26 protein-coding genes and 1 tRNA gene are annotated in these 25,204 nt (G+C 55.6%); 7 read left to right on the top strand and 20 right to left on the bottom strand.

Annotation, left to right across the window (positions count from 1 at the left end; all coding sequences use genetic code 11):
- Nucleotides 1-7 precede the first annotated feature (7 nt).
- The 12 genes from AC2D8P_RS00215 to iscR form a co-directional block, all read right to left on the bottom strand.
- Nucleotides 8-1,240 (bottom strand): multidrug effflux MFS transporter, encoded by a 1,233-nt coding sequence (locus AC2D8P_RS00215; protein ID WP_484699409.1) that lies wholly within the window; start codon nucleotides 1,238-1,240, stop codon nucleotides 8-10.
- Nucleotides 1,241-1,398: 158 nt separating this feature from the next.
- A tRNA-Arg gene (locus tag AC2D8P_RS00210) sits at nucleotides 1,399-1,475 on the bottom strand.
- Between the two features lie 48 nt (nucleotides 1,476-1,523).
- Nucleotides 1,524-2,744, bottom strand: coding sequence for a cysteine desulfurase (locus tag AC2D8P_RS00205; protein ID WP_484699407.1), 1,221 nt, complete (start codon nucleotides 2,742-2,744; stop codon nucleotides 1,524-1,526).
- Nucleotides 2,745-2,746: 2 nt separating this feature from the next.
- Complete coding sequence (locus tag AC2D8P_RS00200; protein ID WP_484699405.1) at nucleotides 2,747-3,352, bottom strand: hypothetical protein; 606 nt, start codon at nucleotides 3,350-3,352, stop codon at nucleotides 2,747-2,749.
- A gap of 8 nt (nucleotides 3,353-3,360) precedes the next feature.
- Nucleotides 3,361-3,870 carry a YIP1 family protein gene (locus AC2D8P_RS00195; RefSeq protein WP_484699403.1) on the bottom strand — a complete coding sequence of 170 codons (510 nt, stop codon included), beginning with the start codon at nucleotides 3,868-3,870 and terminating at the stop codon, nucleotides 3,361-3,363.
- Between the two features lie 5 nt (nucleotides 3,871-3,875).
- Nucleotides 3,876-5,159, bottom strand: coding sequence for a Fe-S cluster assembly protein SufD (sufD, locus tag AC2D8P_RS00190; RefSeq protein WP_484699402.1), 1,284 nt, complete (start codon nucleotides 5,157-5,159; stop codon nucleotides 3,876-3,878).
- The gene (gene sufC / locus AC2D8P_RS00185) at nucleotides 5,159-5,914 is read right to left on the bottom strand and encodes a Fe-S cluster assembly ATPase SufC (RefSeq protein ID WP_484699400.1); all 756 of its coding nucleotides are present in this window, start codon (nucleotides 5,912-5,914) and stop codon (nucleotides 5,159-5,161) included. The genes sufD and sufC overlap by 1 nt, the downstream gene beginning before the upstream one ends.
- Before the next feature lie 130 nt (nucleotides 5,915-6,044).
- Nucleotides 6,045-6,593 carry a hypothetical protein gene (locus tag AC2D8P_RS00180; RefSeq protein ID WP_484699398.1) on the bottom strand — a complete coding sequence of 183 codons (549 nt, stop codon included), beginning with the start codon at nucleotides 6,591-6,593 and terminating at the stop codon, nucleotides 6,045-6,047.
- Between the two features lie 288 nt (nucleotides 6,594-6,881).
- Complete coding sequence (locus AC2D8P_RS00175) at nucleotides 6,882-7,196, bottom strand: heavy metal-binding domain-containing protein (RefSeq protein ID WP_484699396.1); 315 nt, start codon at nucleotides 7,194-7,196, stop codon at nucleotides 6,882-6,884.
- Between the two features lie 10 nt (nucleotides 7,197-7,206).
- The gene (gene sufB / locus AC2D8P_RS00170) at nucleotides 7,207-8,730 is read right to left on the bottom strand and encodes a Fe-S cluster assembly protein SufB (RefSeq protein ID WP_484699394.1); all 1,524 of its coding nucleotides are present in this window, start codon (nucleotides 8,728-8,730) and stop codon (nucleotides 7,207-7,209) included.
- Nucleotides 8,731-8,739: 9 nt separating this feature from the next.
- Complete coding sequence (locus tag AC2D8P_RS00165; protein ID WP_484700560.1) at nucleotides 8,740-9,816, bottom strand: cysteine desulfurase family protein; 1,077 nt, start codon at nucleotides 9,814-9,816, stop codon at nucleotides 8,740-8,742.
- 87 nt (nucleotides 9,817-9,903) lie between these two features.
- On the bottom strand, nucleotides 9,904-10,365 hold the full coding sequence (gene iscR, locus AC2D8P_RS00160; protein ID WP_484699392.1) for a Fe-S cluster assembly transcriptional regulator IscR: 462 nt from the start codon (nucleotides 10,363-10,365) through the stop codon (nucleotides 9,904-9,906).
- Between the two features lie 163 nt (nucleotides 10,366-10,528).
- Here iscR and AC2D8P_RS00155 point away from each other — a divergent pair, with 163 nt between their 5' ends.
- Together AC2D8P_RS00155 and AC2D8P_RS00150 are read left to right on the top strand one after the other, a co-directional pair.
- Nucleotides 10,529-11,182, top strand: a complete 654-nt coding sequence (locus AC2D8P_RS00155; protein ID WP_484699390.1) for an alpha/beta hydrolase — start codon at nucleotides 10,529-10,531, stop codon at nucleotides 11,180-11,182.
- A 10-nt stretch (nucleotides 11,183-11,192) separates the two neighbouring features.
- The gene (locus AC2D8P_RS00150; protein WP_484699388.1) at nucleotides 11,193-11,429 is read left to right on the top strand and encodes a hypothetical protein; all 237 of its coding nucleotides are present in this window, start codon (nucleotides 11,193-11,195) and stop codon (nucleotides 11,427-11,429) included.
- 68 nt (nucleotides 11,430-11,497) lie between these two features.
- Here AC2D8P_RS00150 and AC2D8P_RS00145 read toward each other — a convergent pair whose 3' ends face one another.
- Complete coding sequence (locus AC2D8P_RS00145; RefSeq protein ID WP_484699386.1) at nucleotides 11,498-12,019, bottom strand: acyl-CoA thioesterase; 522 nt, start codon at nucleotides 12,017-12,019, stop codon at nucleotides 11,498-11,500.
- Nucleotides 12,020-12,189: 170 nt separating this feature from the next.
- On the opposite strand from AC2D8P_RS00145, the gene AC2D8P_RS00140 reads away from it, so the two are divergent.
- Nucleotides 12,190-14,397: an NADP-dependent isocitrate dehydrogenase gene (locus tag AC2D8P_RS00140; RefSeq protein WP_484699384.1), complete on the top strand. Its 2,208-nt coding sequence runs from the start codon at nucleotides 12,190-12,192 to the stop codon at nucleotides 14,395-14,397.
- Nucleotides 14,398-14,452: 55 nt separating this feature from the next.
- Here AC2D8P_RS00140 and AC2D8P_RS00135 read toward each other — a convergent pair whose 3' ends face one another.
- Together AC2D8P_RS00135 and AC2D8P_RS00130 are read right to left on the bottom strand one after the other, a co-directional pair.
- Nucleotides 14,453-15,250: a class II glutamine amidotransferase gene (locus tag AC2D8P_RS00135; protein WP_484699381.1), complete on the bottom strand. Its 798-nt coding sequence runs from the start codon at nucleotides 15,248-15,250 to the stop codon at nucleotides 14,453-14,455.
- Nucleotides 15,250-15,456 carry a DUF6356 family protein gene (locus AC2D8P_RS00130; RefSeq protein WP_484699379.1) on the bottom strand — a complete coding sequence of 69 codons (207 nt, stop codon included), beginning with the start codon at nucleotides 15,454-15,456 and terminating at the stop codon, nucleotides 15,250-15,252. The genes AC2D8P_RS00135 and AC2D8P_RS00130 overlap by 1 nt, the downstream gene beginning before the upstream one ends.
- Nucleotides 15,457-15,569: 113 nt before the next feature.
- Between AC2D8P_RS00130 and AC2D8P_RS00125 the strand changes: the two genes are divergently transcribed.
- The 3 genes from AC2D8P_RS00125 to typA are packed head-to-tail and all read left to right on the top strand — an operon-like array spanning nucleotide 15,570 to nucleotide 18,250.
- Nucleotides 15,570-16,028 carry an Lrp/AsnC family transcriptional regulator gene (locus tag AC2D8P_RS00125; RefSeq protein WP_484699377.1) on the top strand — a complete coding sequence of 153 codons (459 nt, stop codon included), beginning with the start codon at nucleotides 15,570-15,572 and terminating at the stop codon, nucleotides 16,026-16,028.
- A gap of 9 nt (nucleotides 16,029-16,037) precedes the next feature.
- Complete coding sequence (locus AC2D8P_RS00120) at nucleotides 16,038-16,373, top strand: DMT family transporter (RefSeq protein WP_484699375.1); 336 nt, start codon at nucleotides 16,038-16,040, stop codon at nucleotides 16,371-16,373.
- Between the two features lie 59 nt (nucleotides 16,374-16,432).
- A complete protein-coding gene (typA, locus tag AC2D8P_RS00115) occupies nucleotides 16,433-18,250 on the top strand; it encodes a translational GTPase TypA (RefSeq protein ID WP_484699373.1) in 1,818 nt (605 codons plus the stop codon).
- Here the strand turns inward: typA and AC2D8P_RS00110 are convergent.
- The 4 genes from AC2D8P_RS00110 to recA form a co-directional block, all read right to left on the bottom strand.
- Nucleotides 18,247-18,729, bottom strand: coding sequence for an MOSC domain-containing protein (locus tag AC2D8P_RS00110; RefSeq protein WP_484699371.1), 483 nt, complete (start codon nucleotides 18,727-18,729; stop codon nucleotides 18,247-18,249). The two genes, typA and AC2D8P_RS00110, sit on opposite strands and share 4 nt — an antisense overlap.
- Complete coding sequence (locus tag AC2D8P_RS00105) at nucleotides 18,729-19,016, bottom strand: DUF1330 domain-containing protein (protein WP_484699369.1); 288 nt, start codon at nucleotides 19,014-19,016, stop codon at nucleotides 18,729-18,731. Before AC2D8P_RS00105 ends, AC2D8P_RS00110 begins: the two co-directional genes overlap by 1 nt.
- A gap of 2 nt (nucleotides 19,017-19,018) precedes the next feature.
- A complete protein-coding gene (gene alaS / locus AC2D8P_RS00100; RefSeq protein ID WP_484699367.1) occupies nucleotides 19,019-21,676 on the bottom strand; it encodes an alanine--tRNA ligase in 2,658 nt (885 codons plus the stop codon).
- Nucleotides 21,677-21,810: 134 nt separating this feature from the next.
- On the bottom strand, nucleotides 21,811-22,884 hold the full coding sequence (gene recA, locus AC2D8P_RS00095; protein WP_484699365.1) for a recombinase RecA: 1,074 nt from the start codon (nucleotides 22,882-22,884) through the stop codon (nucleotides 21,811-21,813).
- A gap of 197 nt (nucleotides 22,885-23,081) precedes the next feature.
- Between recA and AC2D8P_RS00090 the strand changes: the two genes are divergently transcribed.
- Nucleotides 23,082-23,687 (top strand): gamma-glutamyl kinase, encoded by a 606-nt coding sequence (locus tag AC2D8P_RS00090; RefSeq protein WP_484699363.1) that lies wholly within the window; start codon nucleotides 23,082-23,084, stop codon nucleotides 23,685-23,687.
- Here the strand turns inward: AC2D8P_RS00090 and AC2D8P_RS00085 are convergent.
- Nucleotides 23,684-25,177 (bottom strand): ATP-binding protein, encoded by a 1,494-nt coding sequence (locus tag AC2D8P_RS00085; protein WP_484699361.1) that lies wholly within the window; start codon nucleotides 25,175-25,177, stop codon nucleotides 23,684-23,686. The two genes, AC2D8P_RS00090 and AC2D8P_RS00085, sit on opposite strands and share 4 nt — an antisense overlap.
- Nucleotides 25,178-25,204 lie beyond the last annotated feature (27 nt).

Here is a 25,204-nt window from a genome sequence, read left to right as displayed (position 1 = left end):
CAGCACCCTAGCGTTTTGACCCTTGGGCAATCTGGCCCTCTTCCAGACCGCGTTCCGTCCACCAAACCACGGTCAAAGAGGCCGCGCCCAACACCGCGAACCCCGCCACCAGCGGGATCACCGTACCGTTAAAGCTGGCACCAATTGCCCACCCCAGGGGTAACGAGACGAGTGTCGAAACAGAGCCAATGACAGCCGCACCCAACCCGGCCATATGCCCAATCGGTTCCATCGCCAATGCGTTGAAGTTGCCAAATAAAATGCCCGTACAGAAAAAGGCAACCAGCAGCCAAGCCATGAACATCCATAGGGGCGGAACCCCAGCAAAGGCAAGAACGACGGTGACAAAGACGCCTGACACCACGGACAGGCAGATCAAGGCCCACCACGTTAGAAAACGCATACCCAGTTGCATGACGTATCTGGAATTGAAAATGCTCGCCGCCCCGATCGACAGCGCCGCTGCACCGAAATAGACGGCAAACCATTGTCCTGTCTCATAGGTTGTCTGAAACACCTGCTGGGCCGAACTCAGATATCCCAGAAACGCCCCGAATATGATGCCAGCGGCGATGGTATAACCGGTCATAACCCGATAGCTCACCGCCTCTTTCAGGCCACTCCAGATATTCCTGATCGAAAATCGTCGCCGGTCCTGAACTGCCAAAGTTTCCGGCTGTCGGCACATGAACCAGACAAACGCGATCAGCGCCATAACAAGCAACATCGCAAAGATGGCCCGCCACGGCGCGATCAGCATAATGCCCTGCCCTACAGCCGGGGCAATCGCAGGCACCAGAATGAATATCGCCATGACGATAGACATGATGCGCGCCATCGCGCGCCCTTCATAACAATCTCGCACCAGTGCAATGCCAACAATTCGCGGCGCCGCTGCCCCCAACCCTTGCAACACACGCCCCCACAACATGACGGTAAAACTGCTGGCCATCAGTGACATCACACATCCCGCAATAAAGATGGCATATCCAAGATAGATCACCGGTTTGCGCCCAAAGCTATCCGCCAAAGGCCCCGCAATAATCTGCCCGACCGCAAACCCCAAAAACATCGCGCTGATCACCAATTGCGCATCGTTTTCACTGGCCAACTGCAGCTCGTGGCCGATCACGCCCAAGGCAGGCAGAACCGCATCAATCGACAACGCCAGAATAGACGTCATCATCGCCAACAACGTGACAAACTCAGGAATACCCAGGGGCTTGGTGGGGCGGATCATGAAAATCACTTCAACTGCGAATGAACGGGAAAAACCGATGTCCAACAGGTCTAGCCAATATGTGTGATGTTCTCAATCCACGATTTCCAACAGCCCCTGTGCGACCTCCTGGCAAAAGCCACGTCGATCGCAAATCTCGGGAATCAATGTTTAGGAAATGGCGCACCTGAGAGGATTCGAACCTCTGGCCTCTGCCTTCGGAGGGCAGCGCTCTATCCAGCTGAGCTACAGGTGCCTGTGGCCGGGGATATAGGGCATTGCGGGACGCCCCGCAATGTCAAATTCACCCCAAAAGCTCATTACACAGCTCCAGCGCATCGACCAAAACATCGACTTCTTGGGTGGTGTTATACATGGCGAAAGACGCCCGCGCCGTGGCCGTGACCCCCAGATGCTGCATCAGGGGTTGGGCACAGTGATGACCGGCCCGCACGGCGACGCCTCGCTTATCCAAAATGGTCGAAATATCATGGGCATGAGCGGCGCCGTTCAGGGTGAAGGAAAAAATCGCGCCCTTCCCCTTTGACGTACCCTGCACATTCAGCCAGTTCAGGCCCCCCAGTCGGGACACAGCATAATCGCGCAAATCACGTTCATGGGCGGCGATATTGTCCATCCCCAGTTCCATCATGTAATCCAGCGCAGCCCCCAGCCCGATCATTTGAACAATGCCGGGTGTTCCGGCCTCAAACTTCATCGGCGGATCGTTATAGGTGACTGCGTCGCGGGACACGTCACGGATCATATCGCCACCCCCCATAAAGGGGCGCATCTCTGCCATCCGGTCCTCATGCACATAAATCGCACCAGAGGCTGACGGACCATAAAGCTTATGCCCGGTGATCGCATAGAAATCACAACCGATATCCCGCACGTCAACCGGCATGTGCACGGCCCCTTGCGAGCCATCGACCAATACCGGCACTCCACGCGCCCGGGCCCCGTCACAGATGGATTTCACATCCACCACGGTGCCCATCACATTGGACATATGGGTCATGGCAATCAGTTTCGTCCGATCGGTGATCGCATCCAGAACCTTTCCGGGATCCAGATCCCCATTGGCATCGGTTTCAACCCATTTCAGAACCACGCCTTGCCGTTCGCGCAGGAAATTCCACGGCACGATATTGGCGTGGTGTTCCATGATCGACAGAATGATCTCATCACCCGGCTCCATCCGTGGCATGGCCCAACTGTAGGCAACCATATTGATGCCCTCGGTCGTGCCGCTGTTCATCACGATCCGGTTTTCATCACCTGCATTCAAAAAGGCCGAGATTTTCCCACGCACGGCCTCGTAGTTTTCCGTCGCGATGTTGGACAGTGTGTGCAAACCCCGATGGACATTGGAATATTCTTCGGCATAGGCTTTGGTCACCGCATCAATCACCACCTGCGGTTTTTGCGCGGAGGCCCCACTATCCAGATACACCAACGGCTTGCGATTCACCTGCCGCGACAGGATCGGAAAATCGGCGCGCACCTTATCGACATTGAACATTTTCAGGGCCCTATTCCGAAGAGAAGTGAAAAGATGATCATGACGAACAGCAAAAGGCTCATCCCGATCAGCAGCGCGATGAACAGCAAAAACAGGGCATTGCCAACAGGAACGTCGCCCAACGCCACCGACGTGTAGTTTGCCACCAACCAAACCATGTAGACCTGTGTCACCAGCAAAAACAGGCTGGACAGTTCCGGGCTCAGGAAAAACAGGACCATCCCGATCGCCATGGCCAGCGTCGCCATCACCCGGTACAGCAACAAGGCCTGCAACACCTCATAAAACCGCAGGCTGCGGTCCTTTATGTCAAAGCTGAACCGGCTTAACGCCAGGGCCACCGCCAACAGAACCAGCACTTTGCTCCGCAACATGCCAAAGGGGCTGGGCACGATCAACTCAAAGCCCAAAGAGGATATTTGTTCCCCCAGATGCGACAGCATGATCGCGTCCACAATCGTATTGGCGATCATCACAATGGCAAAGATCAACCAGATCGCACGCGCGCTTAATCCCAGCGCCAAAACCAGACGCATCGCCTCTTTCGGGCGTTTGGCGCTCAGGGCCAGAAAGGCTTTGGCATCTATGCGGTTCAATTCTTCGGTCATCGCTTCATTCACTCTGCCGTGGTCTGCAATACAGGCGCAGTATATCCCTCGGCAACCCGCAGGGATTTGATCCAGATCGTCACAAAGACGATCCCGATCAACATCGTCACCAGCGACAGCGCCGGCCCCGCGCCGATGAACCCATCAATCAGCCCCTTCAGCAAGGTCAGGGGCGAAATCACGAGCACCGACCAGAACAGCGCCACCCGGGCCGTCAACCACGACCCTGCCCCACCCATGGCCCGTGCCACCAGATGCGATATCGCCGCAATGCCGTAAAAGACCAACGGCGCCAAAAACACCCCACCGACAAAGGCGCCACCGGCCAGTGATGAAAACTCCTCACCGCTCAGATGGGCCTGCCGGGACAAAACCGGAAACCGGGCGATGAACATGACAAAACAGCCGATCATCAGATAGGCTAGCGCGCGGTCCTCCCGAGCGCCATCTTGCAACAACCCGGCCATCACCCTTTTCGGGTTCCGGTAGGTTGCCAATATGCCCTTGACCACCGACACGAAGTTTACCCCCGGCGGCGCAGAAGCCACGCGCGCAAGCGTTCAGTCAGATCTTCCCGCAGGGTTTCATCCTCGATCTCTTCCAGCGCTTCCGCCAGAAAGGCCAGAACCAGCAGGTCCTGCGCCTCGGCCGTTGGGACGCCGCGGGATCGCAGATAAAACAGCGCATCCTCATCTATGGCCCCAGTGGTGGAGCCATGCGAACAGGCCACGTCATCAGCGTAGATTTCCAGTTCTGGCTTGGCCAAAAACTGGCTGTCACCATCCAACAGTAGCGATTGACTGATCTGATAGCCATCGGTCTTCTGGGCACCGGGTTTCACCAGGATCTTGCCCTGAAACACGCCAACGGCCCCGTTGCGCAGCACCTTCTTGAACACCTGACGGCTTTCGCAGTTCACCGCGTCATGGGTGACAAATACCGTATCATCGTGATGAAACTCCCCATCTCCCAAGGCGGCACCGGCCACGTGTGCAATGGCATTGTCACCGGTAAACTCAATGACGCATTCATTGCGGGTCAACACGCCATTGGCGGTGAGGGTGAAACTTTTGAAGGTGCTTTCCTCCCCCAAACGGGCAAACATATGGGTCACAGCACGACGTTCGTGATCGCGCCCCTGCGCCCGGATGTGATGCAGCGCGCCACCATCGGCGATGTCGATTTCCATGCATTTGTTGAACCGCGCCGCCGCCGGGCCGTTTTCCAAAATCGTCACTTCCGCGCCATTTTCAACACGGATCACATGATGCAGGAACACGTCAGAGGTTTCGACATCATGGATATAGATCAGATTGATCGCTTTTGTCGGCTTGCCCGTCACCCGGATCGTTACGCCATCCCCGGCAAAAGCCGTGTTCAGCGCCGCCAGCGGACGTTCTACAGGAACCTGACCCTTGGCCTCCAACATGCCATACATGTCTTCGGCCCAATGATCATTGGAACAGCACACGTCTTCCAACCGATCGATCTGCACACCTTCCAGCGCCAGGTCATCGGATTGGTCAGCATCAAAAACACCATCGACAAAAACGATCTTCAACCGATCTGTCGCGCCGAATACCGGGTCTTCGTCATCGTTGAACAACGCGGCACGGTGCGCTTCGGGTTGCACCAACGTATCAGGTCGGGTGAATTTCCAGTATTCATCGCGGCGCGACGGCAGGCCCATCGCCCGCACACGTGCCAGCGCAGCGACGCGCGCCTCTGCGGTGCAACCGACTTCCGGCACGGTCATGGCCGCCAGCCGCAGCTCTGTCACCGATTGTTTGGCATCATCCAAGGGCATCATGCCTCCTCCGACAACAAGGCGGCATAGCCGTTATGTTCGACTTCCAGTGCCAGCTCCGGACCACCGGATTTGATGATCTTGCCATCTGCCATGATATGCACCACATCCGGCGTGATATGATCCAGCAGCCGCTGATAGTGGGTGATCACGAGGAAAGAACGCCCCTCACTCCGCAGCGCATTGACACCTTCGGCCACCAGTTTCATTGCATCCACGTCAAGGCCAGAGTCGGTTTCATCCAGAATGCACAGTTTTGGTTCCAATACTGCCATTTGCAGGATTTCGTTACGCTTCTTTTCCCCACCGGAAAAGCCAACATTGACCGGACGTTTCAGCATATCCGGGCTGATTTTCAGCGCCTTGGCCTTTTCACGGATCAGCTTCAGGAAATCAGCGGCTGACATCTCGTCCTCGCCGCGTGCCTTAAGCTGCGCGTTCAGTGCCGTGCGCAAAAAGGTCATGTTGCCCACACCGGGGATTTCCACCGGGTATTGAAAGGCCAGAAATACACCCGCCGCAGCGCGTTCATCCGGTTCCATTTCCAGAATGTCCTCGCCGTACAGCGTGGCAGACCCGGCCGTCACCTCATAGCCGTCGCGGCCCGACAACACATAGGAAGTGGTCGATTTCCCCGATCCGTTCGGCCCCATGATCGCGTGCACTTCGCCCGGCCCGACCTTCAGATCCACACCTTTGAGGATCTCTTTGTCCTCTTCTTCCAGTTTCACGTGCAGGTTTTTGATTTCTAACATGTGTTGTCCATTCTTCATCATCTTGATCCGGCCCGCGCAAAGCAGACCGGAGAAACCACAAAAGGACGCGCCCCAAAAGGTGCACGTCCACGAAACTTAAATTGAAAGGAGCCGCCCCTTGGGCGACTGATCAGGAGGCCGCGGCCACGCTCAACCCGCGAAATTCGAACGAATCTGGCGTGGTCGAGGTTACGACGTCTTGCACCCATTCCGGCGAAAACGCCTTGGACCATATTTCTGGCGCCTCGTGCACCAGATTGTGCATCCCGCCCAGCATCATGCAGGCCCCGACGGCGGCGGCCACCATGTGATAATTCTGGCGCGCCCGCAGCATGAAACAAATCACAAAGGCCAGCAGCATCCCCAACCCGGCATCTGCCATCAGGCTGCTTTGCGATGACAATTCCAGTTGCCCCGCGTTGGCGGCTTGAAACATGCCAATCCGCGCCGCGATTGTGGCGATGATCCCGACGGCGCAGGCCAAGCCGATGCTGGCCGGAATCCAGATCATTTTCCAGATCAGCGAGACACCCGCGCGCGTTGATTTCGCCGCGATAGAGTTGTTCTTCACCGGAATTTCCTGAACCCCGCAATGAATGCGACCCATCAGGTTGCCCTCGCCGGTATTGATCCGTTTCAGACGTTGCGCAAATACGTTTTGCTGATTTTTCATGGCCATCAGTTTTGCCTCCTGCGGGTATGGTTAACGCAGCAGAGAACACAAAACTGTGGTACAATCTGGGCAAATTCGCGGAAAAGGCTGGATTGGCAACAATCATTTGCGCCTCCGCAACACAACTTGCGCGAAGATTGACCCCAAAAACCCTGAAATACTTGCCAAAAGTGCAACCTGGTATGAGCTCGCCATGGCAACAATTGTATCAATGAACAACGCGAAACCGGCGCAAAATACACCCGTCAAAACCGCTGTCATCAATGAAATCTTGCCCAAACTCATTGCTGTTTCCTACCCGATCACCACCGCCGTGCCCGATGCCGACACCATCAACATCGATCCGTTTACAACCTCATAATCCAGATCGACACCGACGACCGCATTGGCGCCCTTCGCCACGGCGCGTTCTTCCAACTCGCGCAGCGCGGTTTCGCGTGCATCCTGCAATTTGCTCTCATACGCGCCCGACCGGCCCCCAACGATATCGGTGACCGCAGCAAAGACGTCACGAACGACATTCGCCCCCATAATCGCCTCGCCCACGACGATGCCCTTATACTCGGCGATCTGGTAGCCCTCGATATTTGGGGTGGTAGTGATGATCATGACTGCCCCCTTACCCGACAGAACCTTCCAGCGAAATCGCCACCAGTTGCTGCGCCTCCAGTGCAAATTCCATCGGCAGGGCCTGCAGCACGTCCTTGACGAACCCGTTCACGACCAACGCCACGGCCTCTTCTTCGCCCATGCCGCGTTGACGGCAGTAAAACAGCTGATCGTCATCGACCTTCGACGTGGTCGCCTCGTGCTCTACCCGCGATGAGTTATTCTTCACCTCGATATAGGGCACCGTATGCGCGCCGCATTTATCGCCGATCAGCAGGCTATCACATTGGGTGTAATTCCGGCTGTTCTTGGCTTTCGGGTGCATCGACACCAAACCCCGATAGGTGTTTTGCGCCTTGCCCGCGCTGATCCCCTTCGACACAATCCGGGACTTTGTATTCTTGCCCAGATGCACCATTTTTGTGCCGGTATCGGCCTGCTGCATGTTGTTGGTAATAGCGATAGAATAAAACTCGCCTTGGCTGGCTTCTCCCCGCAGAATGCAGGACGGATATTTCCAGGTCACAGCCGATCCGGTTTCCACCTGCGTCCACATCACCTTGGCCCGGTCGCCCCGGCAATCGGCACGTTTGGTCACGAAATTGTAAATCCCACCCCGGCCCTCTGCATCGCCCGGATACCAGTTCTGCACGGTGGAATATTTCACCTCGGCATCTTCTTCGATGATGATTTCCACCACAGCGGCGTGCAACTGCGCGGTGTCGCGCTTGGGTGCGGTGCAGCCTTCCAGATAGGACACGTATGATCCCTTGTCGGCGATGATCAGCGTGCGTTCAAACTGGCCCGTATTTTCGGCGTTGATACGGAAATAGGTCGATAGTTCCATCGGGCAGCGCACCCCCGGCGGCACGTACACAAAAGACCCGTCAGAGAAGACAGCCGAATTCAACGTCGCATAGAAATTGTCAGATACCGGAACCACCGTACCCAAATATTTTTTGACCAATTCAGGATGTTCGCGGATCGCATCTGAGATAGAGCAAAAGATCACGCCGGCCTTTTTCAGCTCCGCCTGAAAGGTCGTGCCGACAGAGACAGAGTCAAACACCGCATCCACGGCCACCTTGCGACCCTCGGCGGGGATATCCTCTGCGCCCTCAACCCCCGCCAGGATCATCTGTTCCTTCAGCGGAATGCCCAGTTTGGCATAGGTTTCCAACAGCTTGGGATCCACCTCGTCCAACGATTTCGGTTTTTCCTCCATGCTTTTGGGGCGCGCATAGTAATACTGATCCTGAAAGTTGATCTCGGGATATTCGACCATCGCCCAGTCAGGCTCGACCATCTTTTCCCAACGCGCATAAGCCGCCAGGCGCCATTCGGTCATCCATTCCGGCTCTTCGTTTTTGTCAGAAATCAGCCGCACGATATCGGTGTTTACACCCTTGGGTGCGTATTCCATCTCGATCTCGGTATTCCAGCCGTGCTTATAGGCCCCTGCCAGCGATTTTACCGCCTCTACAGTTTCCTCTTCGACGCCTTCCTTAACGGTGATATCTTCCATAGCGGCCATTTGTTACCCTCACGCCTTACGCGCCTTGTGTTTCTTGCAGGCCTTGATCCACGCATCCGCGAACCTCAGCACGTCTTCCTCTGTCGTCGTGGGCCCGAGAGAGACCCGAATGGCACAGCCCGCGACCTGATCGTCATAGCCCATCGCCTTTAACACGCGGCTCGCCTTCACCTTGCCGGATGAGCATGCAGAGCCTGCCGAAATGGCAAATCCTGCAAGGTCCATCTGCATCACCTGGGTTTCACCTTTCCAGCCCGGAATAGCAAAACAAGAGGTGTTCGGAAGTCGGTTCGCGCCTTTCCCGACAAAAATAGTATCTTTTTCGGATTCTTCCAGCGCTTTTTCTAGAATGTTTCTAAGTTTTTCAACTTCGCCCCAGACGCCAATGTCCACATCACGCATGGCAGCCTCCGCCGCGGCCCCGAAACCGGCAATCCCAATCACGTTTTCCGTGCCGGATCGGCGGCCCATTTCCTGCCCGCCGCCCAATTGTAAGGCATTGATATCCAGACCACTTCGCAGGATCAGGGCGCCAACCCCCTTGGGTCCGCCCATCTTGTGCGCCGACACAATCGCCATATCCGCCCCGGACCAGTGAAACGAAAACGGCACGCGACCCGCCGCCTGCACGATATCCAGCATCAACGTATTGGCCCGCATCGCGCCATAGGGATAGAACCCATCCACTTTCTGAGGCACCTCATTGATGATGCCCGTCTCGCTATTGGCCAATCCCATGGCCAGCATGTGCTGGCCTGTATCGCCAACTTCGGCCCCGGTCAGATCAAAATGTGCCCACAGGCAGTCATGCGCCTGACTGTCCACCATCACCGCATGGCCCGGCACTCCATGATCCAGAACGGACGCAGCCTCTGTCGCACCACTGGTGAAAATTACCTCTGACGGCTTGCACCCAACCAGCGCCGCAACCTGATCACGCGCTTTTTCAACCACTCCCTTGGCGGTGCGCCCCTCGGCATGAACGGATGACGGGTTGCCGACCACATCCATGGCACGGATCATTGCCTCACGCGCTTCGGGCCGCAAAGGTGCGGTGGCGTTCCAATCTAGATAGACCCGCTCAATTCCCATGCTTCATTTTGCTCCAAATACTCCCGCCGGAGGCACCGGCACGAAGTGTCACAAGGCGTGCGCCACAGGCGCTCCTTTGAATTACCCTTCGTCGACGACAGTGAACAACGTTGGCACAGCCGGGCACGGGGTCAGATCATTCTTGACCACATCCGACAAACGCGTCTGGTGCAAAAACACATAGACATGGGCCGACAGCCCCTCCCACAACCGATTGGATAGCGATTGCGCCTTTGACCCGGACAGCGCCCCAGATGCACCCGCCCCTGTGTGCATGGCCGATACGGTTTCGTCCACAGCGGCCAGGATCTCGACCACCCGAATATCGGATGCAGGGCGTGCCAACTTGTATCCCCCACCGGGGCCGCGCACCGAATCCACCAGTTCGGCACGTCGCAACTTGACGAATAACTGTTCCAGATAGGGCAGGGAAATGTCCTGTCGCTTTGAAATTTCCCCCAGCGAGGTCAGTTCACCATCCGGCTGCAACGCGATATCGGTAAGCGCAACCATGGCATAGCGGCCCTTTGTGCTGAGTTTCATACCCGATTCTCCCTGAAATTCCGCAATTTCATTGACGCAAGCCGCTGATCATCTTACTTCGCTAGTAGCAGTCCGGGACACGCCCGGAATTTAGAGCGCTTCTAATAAACCCGTGTGATTTCGTCAAGAATTCCACGAAGACCACAGGACGACAAGACATAACATGCCCGAGGTAATATTTCAGGGGCCCGAAGGCCGCCTAGAAGGTCGCTATCATCCGCAAAAGGAAAAAGACGCCCCCATTGCCATCGTATTGCACCCGCATCCGCAATTTGGTGGCACGATGAACAACAAGGTCGTCTATAACCTGCATTACACCTTCTACAACATGGGCTTCACCGTCCTGCGCTTCAATTTCCGTGGCGTCGGTCGCAGCCAGGGCGAATATGATCAGGGTGTTGGCGAACTTGCCGATGCGGCCTGTGCCCTCGATTATCTGCAGTCGATGAACCAGAACTCCAAACATTGCTGGGTCGCTGGATTTTCCTTTGGCGCGTGGATCGGGATGCAACTTTTGATGCGGCGCCCAGAAATCACCGGCTTCATCTCGGCCTCGCCCCCCGCGAACATGTATGATTTTTCCTTCCTGGCGCCCTGCCCGTCCTCAGGTCTGATCATCAACGGCACCGCCGATCGCGTGGCCCCGCCCAGCGACACCCAGTCATTGGTCGAAAAGCTGCACGAACAAAAAGGCATCACCATCACCCATGAAGAGATCGAAGGCTCCGGCCATTTCTTCGAGGATCCCCACATGTCCACCATGCTGGGTCATGTTGATAGTTATGTGCGCCGCCGCCTGACCGAAAACACGCGATAACGGACGGATCATGAAAACTGTAGAGGAACTCACCGACAAACTCGCCCGCGACACGCTGGCGACGGCCAAGCGTCTTGGCGACGATCTGTTGGTTGAACGGATCGCCGAAGTTCTCGGTGCCAGTTCCTCGACCGCACAGGAATATTACATGACCTATGTCCGGGTCTACCGGGCAGAGGCGCGCGCCAGACAGGTCCTGAACGATCTGGAGAAAAAGATCGCCGCCACCCGGATTGAAAAACAGTAGATCACGGCCGCACCGCGACACTTCACAGCCTCATCTGTCGATCAACGACTACCACAGCTCATTGTGCATCAAAGGGCTATGTTAACCTTTGGCGCACTGTCGCTGTGCAGTCGTAATACCGACATGCCAAATTCGGGGATTGGCCGATGGGTTAATACCCGGATCTGCGGGCTAGATTTCCACTTGATACCCGCCCAAAGATGCACGCAGATCACCCGGCACCGGATCGGCTTGCGGGTATTGATATTGAACAAAACCGCCTTAAACACGCTTTCAAAGACACGTGTTCCGTCAGATTTTTCCATCACGTGATGAAAGGTTGCAGACTTCTCTCCAACCTCCAGCACCCCTGTTTTCATTGTGATAATCTCGCCCGCCAGCACCTCTTTCAGAAATGTGCTCTCGGCATGAACCACAGCAAAAGACAGCCCGCGACCATTCCTAATATCTGTGGCCGACAGACCCAGATCATCTTGTAAGGCAAAGAGGCTATCACCGCACAAACGCAGGTAATGCCCGACATTCATATGCCCCAGATGGTCGCAATCCCATTGCGGCACCATCCCGCGAAAGCCAATAAAATAAGGCATTTTATCACTCCCTCATGCTTCAACCATTTCTACACGTGTTTGTGGGTAACGGCCTAACTATTTTTCGTATACCTTTGCATACCGTCTTTTCACAACTGTAAATATCGTCTACAAGGCCCAAGAAATCGATTCAAATGACCGCACAGAAATCTGATCGAGAGGGATCACAAATGGCCAACACCCCCACCCCCGATATCATTTACACCAAAGTTGACGAAGCCCCGGAACTGGCCAGCGCATCACTATTGCCAATCATCAAACGGTTTGCCGCCGCCGCCGGTATTTCGGTTGGCACCAAAGACATCTCGCTGGCGGGGCGCATTCTGGCAACTTTCCCAGAGCACCTGACCGAAGACCAACACATTTCCAATGACTTGGCGGAACTGGGCGAGCTGGTGAAAACACCTGATGCCAACGTCATTAAACTGCCCAACATCTCGGCCTCAGTCCCGCAACTTGTCGCCGCGGTCGAGGAATTGCAGTCCAAGGGTTACACCATTCCCGACTATCCTGAATCTCCTGCCACTGACGCGGAAAAGCAGGTTCGCGCCCGTTACGACGCCATCAAAGGATCAGCCGTGAACCCGGTCCTGCGCGAAGGAAACTCAGATCGTCGCGCCGCAAAAGCCGTGAAAGCCTACGCTCAAGCCAACCCGCACCGTATGGGTGATTGGGCAGCCGATAGCAAAACCCGCGTGGCCTCCATGTCTGGCGGCGATTTCCGCTCCAACGAAACTTCGGCAACCCTGACCGACGCTGCAACGGCCAAGATCGTTTTGACCGCTGCGGATGGGTCAGAAACCATTTTGAAAGACTCACTCGCCTATCCTGCGGGCACGGTTGTTGATGCGACCTTCATGTCGGCCAAGGCACTGGATGCTTTCCTCGCTGCGGAAATTGACAAGACAAAGGCCGAAGGTGTGTTGTTCTCGCTACACATGAAGGCCACGATGATGAAGGTATCCGACCCAATCATCTTTGGTCATGCGGTTAAGGCGTTCCTCGCCCCGGTGTTTGAACAACACGGCGAAGAAATGGCAGCGATGGGCGTCAATCCCAATCAGGGGTTGGGTGCTTTGTTGGACCGTGTCGAAGGCAACACCACCATCACATCCGCGATTGAGGCCTGCATCGCCTCCCGCCCACCGATGTATATGGTCGACAGCGATCGTGGCATCACCAACCTGCACGTGCCCTCCGATGTGATCATTGATGCTTCCATGCCCGCCCTGATCCGCGCTGGCGGCAAAGGCTGGGGACCTGATGGCAAAGAGGCTGACGCCGTTTGTGTGATCCCGGACAACAGCTATGCACCGGTTTATGATGAAACCATAAACTACTTTAAAGAAACAGGAAAACTGGATCCGGCCACCTGCGGTACGGTACAGAATATCGGCCTGATGGCGCAAAAGGCCGAAGAATACGGATCCCACCCAACCACCTTTGAAATCGCGACGGCGGGCACAGTTCGCATGATCCTTGAGGACGGCACCATCCTGCATGAGCACAGCGTGGAGCCCGGCGATATCTGGCGATCCGCATCAGCCCGCAAAGCCCCGATCGAGGACTGGGTCAACCTCGCCATCAGCCGCCAAAAGGCCGAAGGGTGCGAGGCGATCTTCTGGCTCGATGCCTCCCGCGCCCATGATGCGGAGCTGATCAAATACGTCACGCCCATTCTGGAGGCCAAAGGCGTAGCCGACAAATTCCAGATCAAGGCCCCGCGCGAAGCAACCCGCCAGTCGCTGGAAACTATTCGGTCGGGCAAGAACTCTATCGCCATCACCGGCAACGTGCTTCGCGACTACCTGACCGACCTGTTCCCTATTCTGGAACTTGCGACATCTGCCAAGATGCTGTCCATCGTCAAACTGATGAATGGCGGCGGTCTGTTTGAAACCGGCGCCGGTGGCTCTGCCCCGAAACACGTGCAACAATTGCAGTCGGAAAACCACCTGCGTTGGGATTCTCTGGGGGAGTTCTGTGCCTTGGGCGAAAGCTTTAAATTCCTTGCCCAGACCAAAGACAATGCCAAAGCCCAGGTTCTGGGCGAGGCGGTCGAGGCTGCGACACAGGGCATTCTGGACAACAACCGCTCCCCCAGTCGCAAGGTCGGCGAACCAGACAACCGCGACAGCCACTACTGGTTTGCGCGCTACTGGGCCGAAGCTCTGACCGCGCAGACAGACGACACCGAACTGGCCGCGGAGTTTGCCCCGATTGCATCCGCCCTGGCGGAAAACGAGGCAACGATCATCAGCGAACTGGCCGCCCCACAAGGAAATCCTGCTGACACAGGCGGCTACTACACCGCAGACCCTGCGAAGCTCGATACCGTAATGCGGCCAAGCGCAACGCTGAACGGAATCATCGGGTAACTATCCCCCCGATAAAAAGCATCAGGGCGGGTTTTCACACCCGCCCTTTGTCATTTCAAGCAACCTTTGACTCTGCCGGCGTGGCGTCAAAGCTGAATGCCTCTACACCCTTATCATCAAAGCGGCAGATCGTTCCGGCGGGAACCGCAATCCAGCCTTCATCGGATGTCTCCAACGGCTCAGACACAACCATGAAGCCAGCTTCATCAGCACATTTGCGATAGTAGAGCGAGGGGGCAATGTGGTCAGATGAATACCTTAGCGCGTAAAGGCTGCGCCCATCTGAATAGGCTGCAGAGGCTCTCATATGCGGCAACACCCCGTTTTGCACGGACAGATCTTGCATCTCCCAAATGGATTGCTGCATCGCGCCAATCGGGTCACGATCCAAACCAAGGCTCAATGCCCGCATAAAGATCGCCTCGCTATCCGTCGTGCCTTTGCGTTCTGCATACAGATCGTCCGATATCCCCACATCGGCGCGTTTTCTAAACGCATCAAAGCCACCGACCTGTCCGTTATGCATAAAGCTCCACTTCCCAGATACAAAGGGGTGACAATTATCCCGGCTGATGGAGGACCCGGTCGAGGCGCGCACATGCGCCAGAAACAGACGCGAGCTTACCTGCTCCGCAATTGACCTGAGATTGCGATCAGACCACGCCGGGAAAACATCACGGTACAGACCCGGCGTTTGCTTTTCCCCGTACCATGCAACACCAAACCCATCTGCATTGATCGCAGTTTTGCACTCTTCAGCACGTTGGCTCTGCACAATCAGCGAATGGTCGGGGCGGCTGATAACCTCGTCTAGGAACAGCGGGGCCCCTATCCACGCAGCCCACCGGCACATCAGCTTCCCCGGTTGTGGGTGCGGGCATACATGTCAGCGATCATCTGGCTGGCAGTCTTTTCGAACATGCAAGGGATCACCGCATGAATGGCGGCCGCAAAGGCCGCACCGAACAGTTTCAGTGAAAACTTAGAGGCAAATACTGCGTGCTCCAGATAGCTCTCTTCTACGCTGTGGGGGTGGTCCAGAAAAACTTTGGTGATCATGTCGCGTTCCTTCGTTGTTTTGCAGTTTTGTACCGCCGTCGGCCCGAAACCCGGTCCCAAATATGAAAGGATTTCCATTGATATTGTGACGTCTTCCCATTATTTTTACATTTATGAAGACAATTGATGAAATAGATCGCCGAATCCTGTCACAACTGCAAAAGGATTCTTCCATTCCTTTGGATGAATTGGGCGAACGAGTGGGCCTATCCAGAAACGCGTGCTGGCGGCGGATGAAGTCCATGGAAGACTCTGGTTATATCAAAGGCCGGGTGGCTTTGCTGGACCCAGCCAAACTTGGTCTGAATTTGACCGTGTTTATCCTTGTTAAAACCAGCTCACATGATGCGGACTGGTTGGATAAATTTTCCCGCGCCACCCAAGCCATGCCGGAAATTCTTGGCGCCTATCGCATGACCGGCGATTTGGACTATTTGATCCGGGCGCGAGTCAGGGATGTGGCCGATTATGACGGGCTTTACCGCCGCTTGATAAAACGTGTAGAGATGTCGGACGTTTCAGCCAGTTTCGTGATGGAAGAGCTGAAAGAAACAACTGAACTTCCACTTTAGGACATAACCATGCCTATTCATTATGTTTATCTGCTTTTGGCCGTTGCCGCGGAAACGATTGGCACCACCGCTTTGCAAGCCAGTCAGCAATTTTCCAAACTATTGCCATCAGTCATCGTGGTCTTGGCTTATGCCGTATCATTTTACCTGTTGGCGCTGACTTTGAAAGTCATGCCTGTGGGCGTCATGTATGCGATATGGTCTGGTTTGGGCATCGTCTTTATCGCCGTAATTGCCTGGATTATTTTCGGGCAGAAACTGGACGCGCCAGCGATTATTGGCATGTCAATGATCGTTGCTGGCATCATTGTCATCAACTTGTTTTCAAACACCGCAACACATTAGGGCTGGCCTTTTCTGCGTCTGCACGGTAGGGCGGCGGCGAATAGGAAAGGCCCGTCCCCATGGAACTGCGCAACATCGCCATCATCGCCCACGTTGACCACGGCAAAACCACGCTTGTGGATGAGCTGTTGAAACAATCCGGGGCCTTTCGTGAAAATCAGTCCGTTGCCGAGCGCGCGATGGACAGTAATGATCTGGAACGTGAACGCGGCATCACCATTTTGGCCAAGGCAACGTCGGTCGAATGGAATGGCACACGCATTAATATCGTCGACACCCCCGGACACGCCGATTTCGGCGGCGAGGTCGAACGCATCCTATCTATGGTTGATGGCGTTGTCCTGCTGGTCGATGCCGCCGAAGGGCCAATGCCACAAACCAAGTTTGTAACGTCAAAAGCGCTGGCCCTTGGCTTGCGACCGATCGTGGTTCTGAACAAGGTCGACAAACCGGATGCCGAACCGGACCGCGCGCTGGATGAATGCTTTGATCTGTTCGCCAATCTGGGCGCTGATGACGATCAGCTGGATTTCCCGTCCATGTATGCCTCTGGCCGGTCAGGCTGGGCCGATATGGAACTGGACGGCCCGCGCGAAGATTTGACCGCGCTGTTTGATCTGATCGTTGATCACGTCCCTGCCCCGGCACAAGCGGCCCACAAATCAGAACCGTTCCGCATGTTGGCAACCACCCTGGGGGCAGATCCGTTCATTGGCCGTATTCTGACCGGCCGCGTTGAAAGTGGCACGCTGAAAACCGGTGAAAGCATTAAGGCGTTGAGCCGCGACGGCAAACTCATCGAAAACTTCCGTGTGACGAAGGTTCTGGCCTTCCGCGGTCTGTCCCAACAGCCCATCGATATCGCAGAGGCCGGCGACATCGTCACTCTGGCCGGGATGAGCAAGGCAACCGTCGCCGATTCCCTCGTCGCCACCTCTGTGACCGACGCCCTGCCCGCCCAACCGATTGATCCGCCCACCATCACCGTGACCTTTGGCATCAACGACAGCCCGCTGGCCGGGCGCGACGGCAAAAAGGTACAAAGCCGCGTTATCCGCGAGCGTCTGATGAAAGAGGCCGAATCCAACGTCGCCATCCGCATCAGCGACACACCCGGCGGCGAAGCGTTCGAGGTCGCAGGCCGCGGCGAATTGCAAATGGGTGTTCTGATTGAAAACATGCGCCGCGAAGGGTTCGAATTGTCGATCAGCCGCCCGCAGGTTCTGTTTCGCGAAGAAAACGGCCAACGTCTGGAACCGATCGAGGAAGCCACGATTGACGTTGATGACGAATATTCCGGCGCCGTAATTGAAAAACTGACCGGTGCGCGCAAAGGCGAGCTGGTCGAAATGAAGCCCGCAGGCGCAGGCAAAACCCGGATCATCGCACATGTGCCCTCTCGTGGTTTAATAGGCTATCACGGCGAATTTTTGACAGACACACGTGGCACCGGCGTTCTGAACCGCGTGTTCCATGATTGGGCCCCGCATAAAGGTTCGATCCCGGGTCGTCGTGCCGGCGTTTTGATCTCTATGGAAAACGGTACATCCGTCGCCTATGCGCTGTGGAACCTGGAAGATCGTGGTCGCATGCTGATCGGGGCACAAGCTCCCGTTTACCAAGGCATGATCATCGGCGAACACAGCCGTGAAAACGATCTGGAAGTGAACCCGCTGAAGGGCAAGAAACTGACCAACGTGCGTGCTTCGGGCACGGATGAGGCCGTGCGTCTGACCACGCCGATCACGATGAGCCTGGAACAGGCGATTGCCTATATCGACGATGATGAACTGGTAGAAGTCACGCCAAATTCCATCCGCCTGCGCAAACGCTATCTGGACCCACACGAACGCAAACGGATGGCCCGCGCCAGTTAATCGGGGTCGTAGACCCCGGAAACGGGGTCGCCAATCCTGATTGTTCCGGGCTGGATCACCTCGGCATACCATCCACCATGCCCGCGCATAGCGTTATAGCCGCCATGGCCCAGATATTCCTCCATTCGGGAACACGGCGGGCAAGGCCCGGTGATGTGCAAAATGGTCTCACCCAATTGGATCCGCTCTTTGCGAAAAGCCGCCAGGTTGACCCCAGACACCACAATGTTTCGACGTAATGTTGCGGGGTCGATACCATCCAGACCCGCCAACTGGGCCACAACGGGCAAATGCTCCGCCTGAATCAAAGTGACCGCGCGTTTGCCCGGACGGCCATGATCCCCCACCAACCCGTCGACCGTGATCACCGCGTCGTCAACGGCGATGACCGGCTCTCGTCGTGCGGGCCTCAGGACAATACCGTCAATCTGGCCGCCACAGGCATGGCGGCGCATCATCTCGCGAAAGGCAATGGGCATCAGCCCAGTTCGACCACAACGATCTGACGCTCAGAGGACAGTTTGGCAATCTTTACCGCCTCTTGGTAGCGCGGGTCGTTATAGGCCGCGACGGCAGCTTCTACACTTGGGAATTTCGCAACCACATTGCGCGGAAAGTCGCGCCCCTCCAGTTGCACATATCTGCCAGCACGAGCGATGAATTCGCCGCCGTGTTCCGGCAAAACGACAGAGGCGATAGCCGCGTATTCCGCGTATTTTTCTGCGTTCTGCACGTCGACATTTGCGATCCAAAGAGCTTCTGCCATGATTATCCTCCCAATACAGCCTCGGCAGCCCTGATGGCAGCCTCGGAATTTTCGGCGCTTGTGCCGCCCCCACGGGCCATATCAGCACGGCCACCGCCGCCTTTACCGCCCAGTTTTTCGACTGCGGCGCGGACCAGATCCACCGCCGAGACCTTGTCTGTCAAATCATCGGTGACACCCGCCGCGACCGCTGCCTTGCCATCCGCATCAGCGATCAACAGAACGACCCCAGATCCCATCCGATCCTTGTGTTCATCAATCAAGGCGGGCAAATCCTTACCCCCAACCCCGCTTAAGACCTGAGCCAGAAACGGAATGCCACCAACATTACGGGCCGATACAACAGCTTGCCCGCTACCGCCGGACATCGCCAACTCACGCCGCAATTGCGCGACCTCATTCTGCAACGCCTTACGCTCATCCATCAGGGATTTCACGCGTTCTGGCACCTCTGCAGGTTGCGATTTCAGCTGTGACGCGATAGCACCAAGACGCCGATCCTGTTCGGCCAGATAGCGAAACGCCTCTTCCCCGGTCAAGGCCTCAACCCGGCGCACACCGGCAGAGCTTGCACTGTCCCCCAGGGCCACGAACACGCCAATATCCCCGGTCCGGCGCACATGCGTTCCACCACATAGTTCAAGCGAATAGGTGCTTCCGTCGGTGCCTTTACGGGACCCTTCCAAACCACCCATGGAGACAACGCGTACCTCATCCCCATATTTTTCGCCAAAGAGCGCCTGCGCGCCCAAAGCGCGTGCATCGTCCGGCGTCATAATCCGGGTTTCAACGGCAGAGTTCTGACGGATGAAGGCGTTGACCTCTTCCTCGACCTCGCGCAATTGATCCGCGCTCATGGCATTGTTGTGCGAGAAATCAAACCGCAGCCGATCAGGCGCGTTCAGCGATCCACGCTGCGCAACATGTTCGCCCAGTTGGCGGCGCAGGGCCTCGTGCAACAAATGCGTTGCCGAGTGGTTGGCGCGGATTTGCGTGCGACGGATATGGTCGACTGATAACTCGGCCCCTTGCCCGACTGAAATCTCACCTTCTGTCACCTCAGCCACATGGATGAATACGCCGGCCGATTTCCGGGTGTCGGTGATCCGGGCCGCGCCAGTGTCTGTTTTCAAAACACCCTGATCGCCGACCTGACCACCGGATTCAGCGTAAAAAGGCGTTTGGTTGACGATGACCTGAACGGCGTCCCCGGATGTGGCCGCGTCATTCAATGTGCCGTCCGAAACGATTGCCAAAACCTGACCTTCGGCGATTTCGGTTTCATAGCCCAGAAACTCCGTCGCACCATGTTGTTCCACCAGATCGAACCAAACCGCCCCATCTGACGTCTCGCCAGAGCCCGACCAGGCGGCGCGCGCCTTGGCTTTCTGTGCTTCCATCGCGGTGTCAAAACCTGCTGTTTCGACCACGCGGCCTCTTTCCCGCAACGCATCCTGCGTCAGATCCAACGGGAACCCGTAGGTATCGTACAGTTTGAAGGCTGCCTCACCCGGCAACTCAGCGCCATCTGGCAGTTTGATCAGCTCATCATCCAGCAGACGCAAACCGCGATCCAAGGTCTGACGGAACCGGGTTTCCTCATTTTTCAGGGTTTCTTCGATCAACACCTGTGCGCGTCCAAGTTCCGGATAGGCTTGCCCCATCTGGCGCACCAGTTCTGGCACCAAACGGTGCATCAGCGGATCTTGTACGTCCAGCAAATGCGCGTGGCGCATGGCCCGGCGCATGATCCGGCGCAACACATAACCGCGCCCCTCATTCGACGGCATGACGCCATCTGCAATCAGGAAAGATGTGGACCGCAGATGATCGGCGATCACCCGATGATGAACGTTCTGATCCCCATAAGGATCGACGTTGGATGCATGGGCCGAAGCCTCGATCAGCGCCTTGAACAGATCGGTGTCATAGTTGTCATGACTGCCCTGCAATAGTGCGCCAATCCGTTCCAGCCCCATCCCGGTATCGATCGACTGTTTTTCCAGATCGATCATGGAACCGTCTTCGAACTGTTCGTTCTGCATGAAAACGATGTTCCAGATCTCAATAAAACGGTCGCCATCTTCCTCGGCCGATCCGGGTGGACCACCCCAGATGTGATCGCCGTGGTCATAGAATATTTCGGTGCACGGCCCACATGGCCCTGTCGGACCCATTTGCCAAAAGTTGTCAGAGGTCGCGATCCGGATGATCCGATCCTCTGGCAGGCCCATTTTTTTCCAGATCTCAAACGCCTCGTCATCCGTATGATAAACGGTCGCCAACAGGCGGCTTTTGTCCAGGCCAAACTCTTTGGTGATCAAATTCCAGGCAAATGGAATTGCCTCTGGCTTGAAGTAGTCGCCAAAACTGAAATTCCCCAACATTTCAAAGAATGTGTGGTGTCTGGCGGTGTAGCCAACATTGTCCAGGTCATTGTGTTTACCGCCCGCGCGCACACATTTCTGGCTGGTGGTTGCACGCACGTAGTCACGCTGTTCAACCCCGGTAAAAACATTCTTGAACTGCACCATGCCAGAGTTGGTAAACATCAACGTCGGATCGTTGCGCGGCACCAGGGGGGAGCTGTCCACCACCTCATGACCGTTGGATTTGAAGTAATCAAGAAATGTAGAGCGAATGTCGTTCAGGCTGTGCATGGCGCGGTGGTGTCCTGTGGGTCTTTTGACGTCAGGATGGTTTATCCCCGCAATTGAGGCCTGTCCATAACAAGAAACGCCGCGGTATCACACCGCGGCGTTTTCTTCGTCTCACATGCAATAGACTGTCTGGATTATGCTTCCAGCACATCATCCTCAACAGTTTCAGGAGGCATATCGAATTCCAACCCATGTGCCGCGCGGATTTTGTCCTCAATCTCCAGCGCGATCCGTTTGTTTTCCTTCAAAAACGTCTTGGCATTTTCGCGCCCCTGACCGATCCGCTCATCCCCGTAGGAGAACCAGGAACCGGATTTATCAACAACCCCTGCCTTGACCCCAAGATCCAGCAATTCACCCATCTTGGAAATGCCTTCGCCATACATGATGTCAAACTCCACCTGCTTGAACGGTGGCGCAACTTTGTTTTTCACAACTTTCACACGGGTGGCATTGCCAACGATCTCCTCGCGATCCTTGATCGCACCAATTCGGCGAATATCCAGACGAACCGAGGCGTAGAATTTCAGCGCGTTGCCGCCAGTGGTGGTTTCCGGGCTGCCAAACATGACGCCGATCTTCATCCGGATCTGGTTGATGAAGATCACCATACAGTTGGAGCGAGAGATCGAACCGGTCAATTTGCGCATCGCCTGGCTCATCAAACGTGCCTGAACGCCAACACTGCTGTCGCCCATGTCCCCTTCCAGTTCGGACTTCGGCGTCAGGGCGGCAACGGAATCAACCACAACCATGCTGACAGCACCGGACCGCACCAGCGTATCGGTGATTTCCAGCGCCTGTTCGCCGGTATCCGGCTGGCTGATCAGCAACTCATCCAGATCGACACCCAGCTTTTTGGCATATTGCGGATCCATCGCATGTTCAGCATCGACAAAGGCGCAGATTCCGCCCTTTTTCTGCTCTTCGGCCACACAGTGCAGGGTCAGTGTGGTTTTGCCAGAGCTTTCAGGACCATAGATTTCAATGATCCGCCCCTTGGGCAAACCACCGATTCCCAAGGCAATGTCCAGACCCAACGACCCCGTCGATGTCGCCTCGATATCCTTAATGGGATTGTCGCCTCCCAGCTTCATGATCGAACCTTTGCCAAACTGGCGTTCGATCTGTGCCAAGGCCGAATCCAGAGCCTTTTCCTTGTCTGCGTTCTTTTTATTGCTCATGTTTAAAATATCTACCGCTGCCATTGGTTTTGATCCTTATTTCACACCCGGGACCGGGCGGCAATCGTTGCCTGTGTTCGCCTCTTGTTCTCATCACTTATGAGATCAAAACGAGAACATTACAACAAATATTTTCATTCCACCGACTATCGCCAAAGAGTGTTAACAGATAGTTTACCAAGAATTGGCAAGGTAAAGCGACAAAGCTGAATAAACGTAACATGTTGATTTTTCACAAAGAACGTATTGTTGTTCTCGCGACGCCCAAGACAGGGTCAACGGCGCTGGAGACGGCTTTGTCAGAACGCGCGGATATTATTTTTGGTAATCCCCCCGGGCTAAAACACATGCGCGCCGAACGGTTTCGGAAGAAGTTTCAGGACAATCTGTTTGGCGCAGGGGAAAAAGGTGTCGAACTTGTCGCCGTTATGCGCGAACCGGTCGACTGGTTGGGCAGCTGGTATCGATACCGGTCCCGCCCTGCCCTCAAAGGCCACGCTAACAGCACCGAAGGTCTATCCTTTGATGAATTTGTAAACCTTTATCTGCAACCCGATCCGCCTGATTGCGCCAAGGTCGGATCACAGGCACGGTTTCTAAGCGATGGATCAGGGGGCTGTCTGGTTGATCACATATTCGACTATTCTCGTATCCACCAGCTGTACCAATACTTGTCAAAACGTTTGAACGTTACTCTGGCACCTGGTCGGATCAATCAGTCACCGCATGTTCCGCTGGAACTCAAAGCCAGTTCGCGAAATGCGCTCTACCATGCCTTTGCAAACGACATTGCGCTTTACGAGCAGGTCAAACAACAGCGTGCCTAGCTGGATGTCCCCAATCGATCCCGAATCGTGTCTGCCAGTTGAGCCAATGAATAGGGTTTGGCCAGAAATGTTGAATTTGGAATTGCCGCATCCCCGTTGACAAATGCGTCATCCGAATAGCCTGAGACGAAGATCACTTCTGTACCCGGTCGATCCGTCAACGCTATTCTCACCCAGTCGGGCCCGTTCAGCCCCGGCATTATGACATCGGTCAAATACAGGTCAAAGCGCATGGCGGTATCTTGAAGAATATCCAGCGCCTGTTCCGCACAATTCGCCTCGACAACGGAAAATCCCTGCAATCGCAACGACCGTGCGGCAAGCTTTCGAACCGCGTCTTCGTCCTCGACCAACAATATTGTCGCATCACCTGCATCTTTCTGTTTCTTTGCGGGCTCGGTTGGTGAGGCCTGGATTACCGTCGCAGCGCCCCGGCTTTCCGGCAAATAGATGGAAATGACCGTCCCAATTCCCACCTCGCTATCGGCAAAAATATAGCCGCCAGATTGTTTGATGATCCCATACGCCATCGACAGGCCGAGCCCCGTCCCCTCACCCGTTTCTTTCGTGGTAAAAAAGGGTTCGAAAATCTTGGATAAGATGTCAGATCGGATGCCACATCCCTCATCCTGCACCTCCACCAAGACGTAGACACCAGCTGGCATCGTGACATTATCGCGGCAAAGCGGCTGATCCAACAGGTGACGCTTCGCACGCAGAAAAACATCGCCTCCCTTCACCATCGACTGTTTTGCATTGACCAACAGGTTCATCAAAACACGTTCAAACTGCAATTTATCGGATCGAATTGCCGGCAAGTCGGGCTCGATAGCCACCTGCAGGCAATGATCTTCGCCCATCAAGCGCCGCAGTAATTCATGGCACCCCTCAATGAGTTGGTCGATCTGAAGCGTGGTGGTCCGGAAGGGTTCTTTGCGTGAAAATGCCAGCAACTGATGAACCAGACTGGAGGCCCGATCGACATTTTTTCTTATTTCATCCAGGTCGGTTGCAACCTCATCCTGACCTTCAAATCGACTTAAGAGCAACTCACAGGTTCCTGATATTGCAGTCAAAAGATTATTGAAATCATGCGCAACGCCGCCCGCCAACTGGCCGATAGCTTGCATCTTCTGGGCCTGAATGGTTTGCGCCTTCAGTGAACTGATCTCTGTCGCGTCCGTCAGCACCGCTAACAACCCGTCTTCGTTCAAAGACAGAGACACCTGAACGAACGTGCCGCTGGCCGGGGTTCTTAATCGTGTGGTTTCGGTCCGATGAAGCCCCCGGCCTTCAAAAGCTTCCTGCAGCCAATCGGACACCTGTCGGCCTGGCCCTTCCAACAGTTTAGCCAATGGCAAATCCTGAACAGTTTCCAACCCCAACAGACGCAAAGCATTCGCATTTGCATACCGAACGCGCCCGCATCGCCCGATATCAAGGATCGCAATTGGCAAGCTTTCGAATATTCCGGGGTCACGGATGGTCATCGCGGGCTCCTCAGCGTCGCCTAACCT

Source organism: Roseovarius sp. YIN77, from assembly GCF_057219155.1.
This window is presented reverse-complemented; position numbering and strand designations above follow the sequence as displayed.

What these genes read in the sequence shown, in the direction of transcription:
- sufB (WP_484699394.1), bottom strand. Translation starts at nt 8,730, where the DNA reads ATGGCCGCTATGGAAGATATCACCGTTAAGGAAGGCGTCGAAGAGGAA.
- typA (WP_484699373.1), top strand. Translation starts at nt 16,433, where the DNA reads ATGGAACTGCGCAACATCGCCATCATCGCCCACGTTGACCACGGCAAA.
- sufC (WP_484699400.1), bottom strand. Translation starts at nt 5,914, where the DNA reads ATGTTAGAAATCAAAAACCTGCACGTGAAACTGGAAGAAGAGGACAAA.
- AC2D8P_RS00205 (WP_484699407.1), bottom strand. Translation starts at nt 2,744, where the DNA reads ATGTTCAATGTCGATAAGGTGCGCGCCGATTTTCCGATCCTGTCGCGG.
- AC2D8P_RS00180 (WP_484699398.1), bottom strand. Translation starts at nt 6,593, where the DNA reads ATGGCCATGAAAAATCAGCAAAACGTATTTGCGCAACGTCTGAAACGG.
- AC2D8P_RS00215 (WP_484699409.1), bottom strand. Translation starts at nt 1,240, where the DNA reads ATGATCCGCCCCACCAAGCCCCTGGGTATTCCTGAGTTTGTCACGTTG.
- AC2D8P_RS00200 (WP_484699405.1), bottom strand. Translation starts at nt 3,352, where the DNA reads ATGACCGAAGAATTGAACCGCATAGATGCCAAAGCCTTTCTGGCCCTG.
- AC2D8P_RS00110 (WP_484699371.1), bottom strand. Translation starts at nt 18,729, where the DNA reads ATGCCCATTGCCTTTCGCGAGATGATGCGCCGCCATGCCTGTGGCGGC.
- AC2D8P_RS00125 (WP_484699377.1), top strand. Translation starts at nt 15,570, where the DNA reads ATGAAGACAATTGATGAAATAGATCGCCGAATCCTGTCACAACTGCAA.
- AC2D8P_RS00135 (WP_484699381.1), bottom strand. Translation starts at nt 15,250, where the DNA reads ATGTGCCGGTGGGCTGCGTGGATAGGGGCCCCGCTGTTCCTAGACGAG.
- AC2D8P_RS00120 (WP_484699375.1), top strand. Translation starts at nt 16,038, where the DNA reads ATGCCTATTCATTATGTTTATCTGCTTTTGGCCGTTGCCGCGGAAACG.
- iscR (WP_484699392.1), bottom strand. Translation starts at nt 10,365, where the DNA reads ATGAAACTCAGCACAAAGGGCCGCTATGCCATGGTTGCGCTTACCGAT.
- AC2D8P_RS00150 (WP_484699388.1), top strand. Translation starts at nt 11,193, where the DNA reads ATGAAAACTGTAGAGGAACTCACCGACAAACTCGCCCGCGACACGCTG.
- AC2D8P_RS00085 (WP_484699361.1), bottom strand. Translation starts at nt 25,177, where the DNA reads ATGACCATCCGTGACCCCGGAATATTCGAAAGCTTGCCAATTGCGATC.
- alaS (WP_484699367.1), bottom strand. Translation starts at nt 21,676, where the DNA reads ATGCACAGCCTGAACGACATTCGCTCTACATTTCTTGATTACTTCAAA.
- recA (WP_484699365.1), bottom strand. Translation starts at nt 22,884, where the DNA reads ATGGCAGCGGTAGATATTTTAAACATGAGCAATAAAAAGAACGCAGAC.
- AC2D8P_RS00105 (WP_484699369.1), bottom strand. Translation starts at nt 19,016, where the DNA reads ATGGCAGAAGCTCTTTGGATCGCAAATGTCGACGTGCAGAACGCAGAA.
- AC2D8P_RS00175 (WP_484699396.1), bottom strand. Translation starts at nt 7,196, where the DNA reads ATGATCATCACTACCACCCCAAATATCGAGGGCTACCAGATCGCCGAG.
- AC2D8P_RS00130 (WP_484699379.1), bottom strand. Translation starts at nt 15,456, where the DNA reads ATGATCACCAAAGTTTTTCTGGACCACCCCCACAGCGTAGAAGAGAGC.
- AC2D8P_RS00090 (WP_484699363.1), top strand. Translation starts at nt 23,082, where the DNA reads ATGTTGATTTTTCACAAAGAACGTATTGTTGTTCTCGCGACGCCCAAG.
- AC2D8P_RS00140 (WP_484699384.1), top strand. Translation starts at nt 12,190, where the DNA reads ATGGCCAACACCCCCACCCCCGATATCATTTACACCAAAGTTGACGAA.
- AC2D8P_RS00145 (WP_484699386.1), bottom strand. Translation starts at nt 12,019, where the DNA reads ATGCCTTATTTTATTGGCTTTCGCGGGATGGTGCCGCAATGGGATTGC.
- AC2D8P_RS00155 (WP_484699390.1), top strand. Translation starts at nt 10,529, where the DNA reads ATGCCCGAGGTAATATTTCAGGGGCCCGAAGGCCGCCTAGAAGGTCGC.
- sufD (WP_484699402.1), bottom strand. Translation starts at nt 5,159, where the DNA reads ATGCCCTTGGATGATGCCAAACAATCGGTGACAGAGCTGCGGCTGGCG.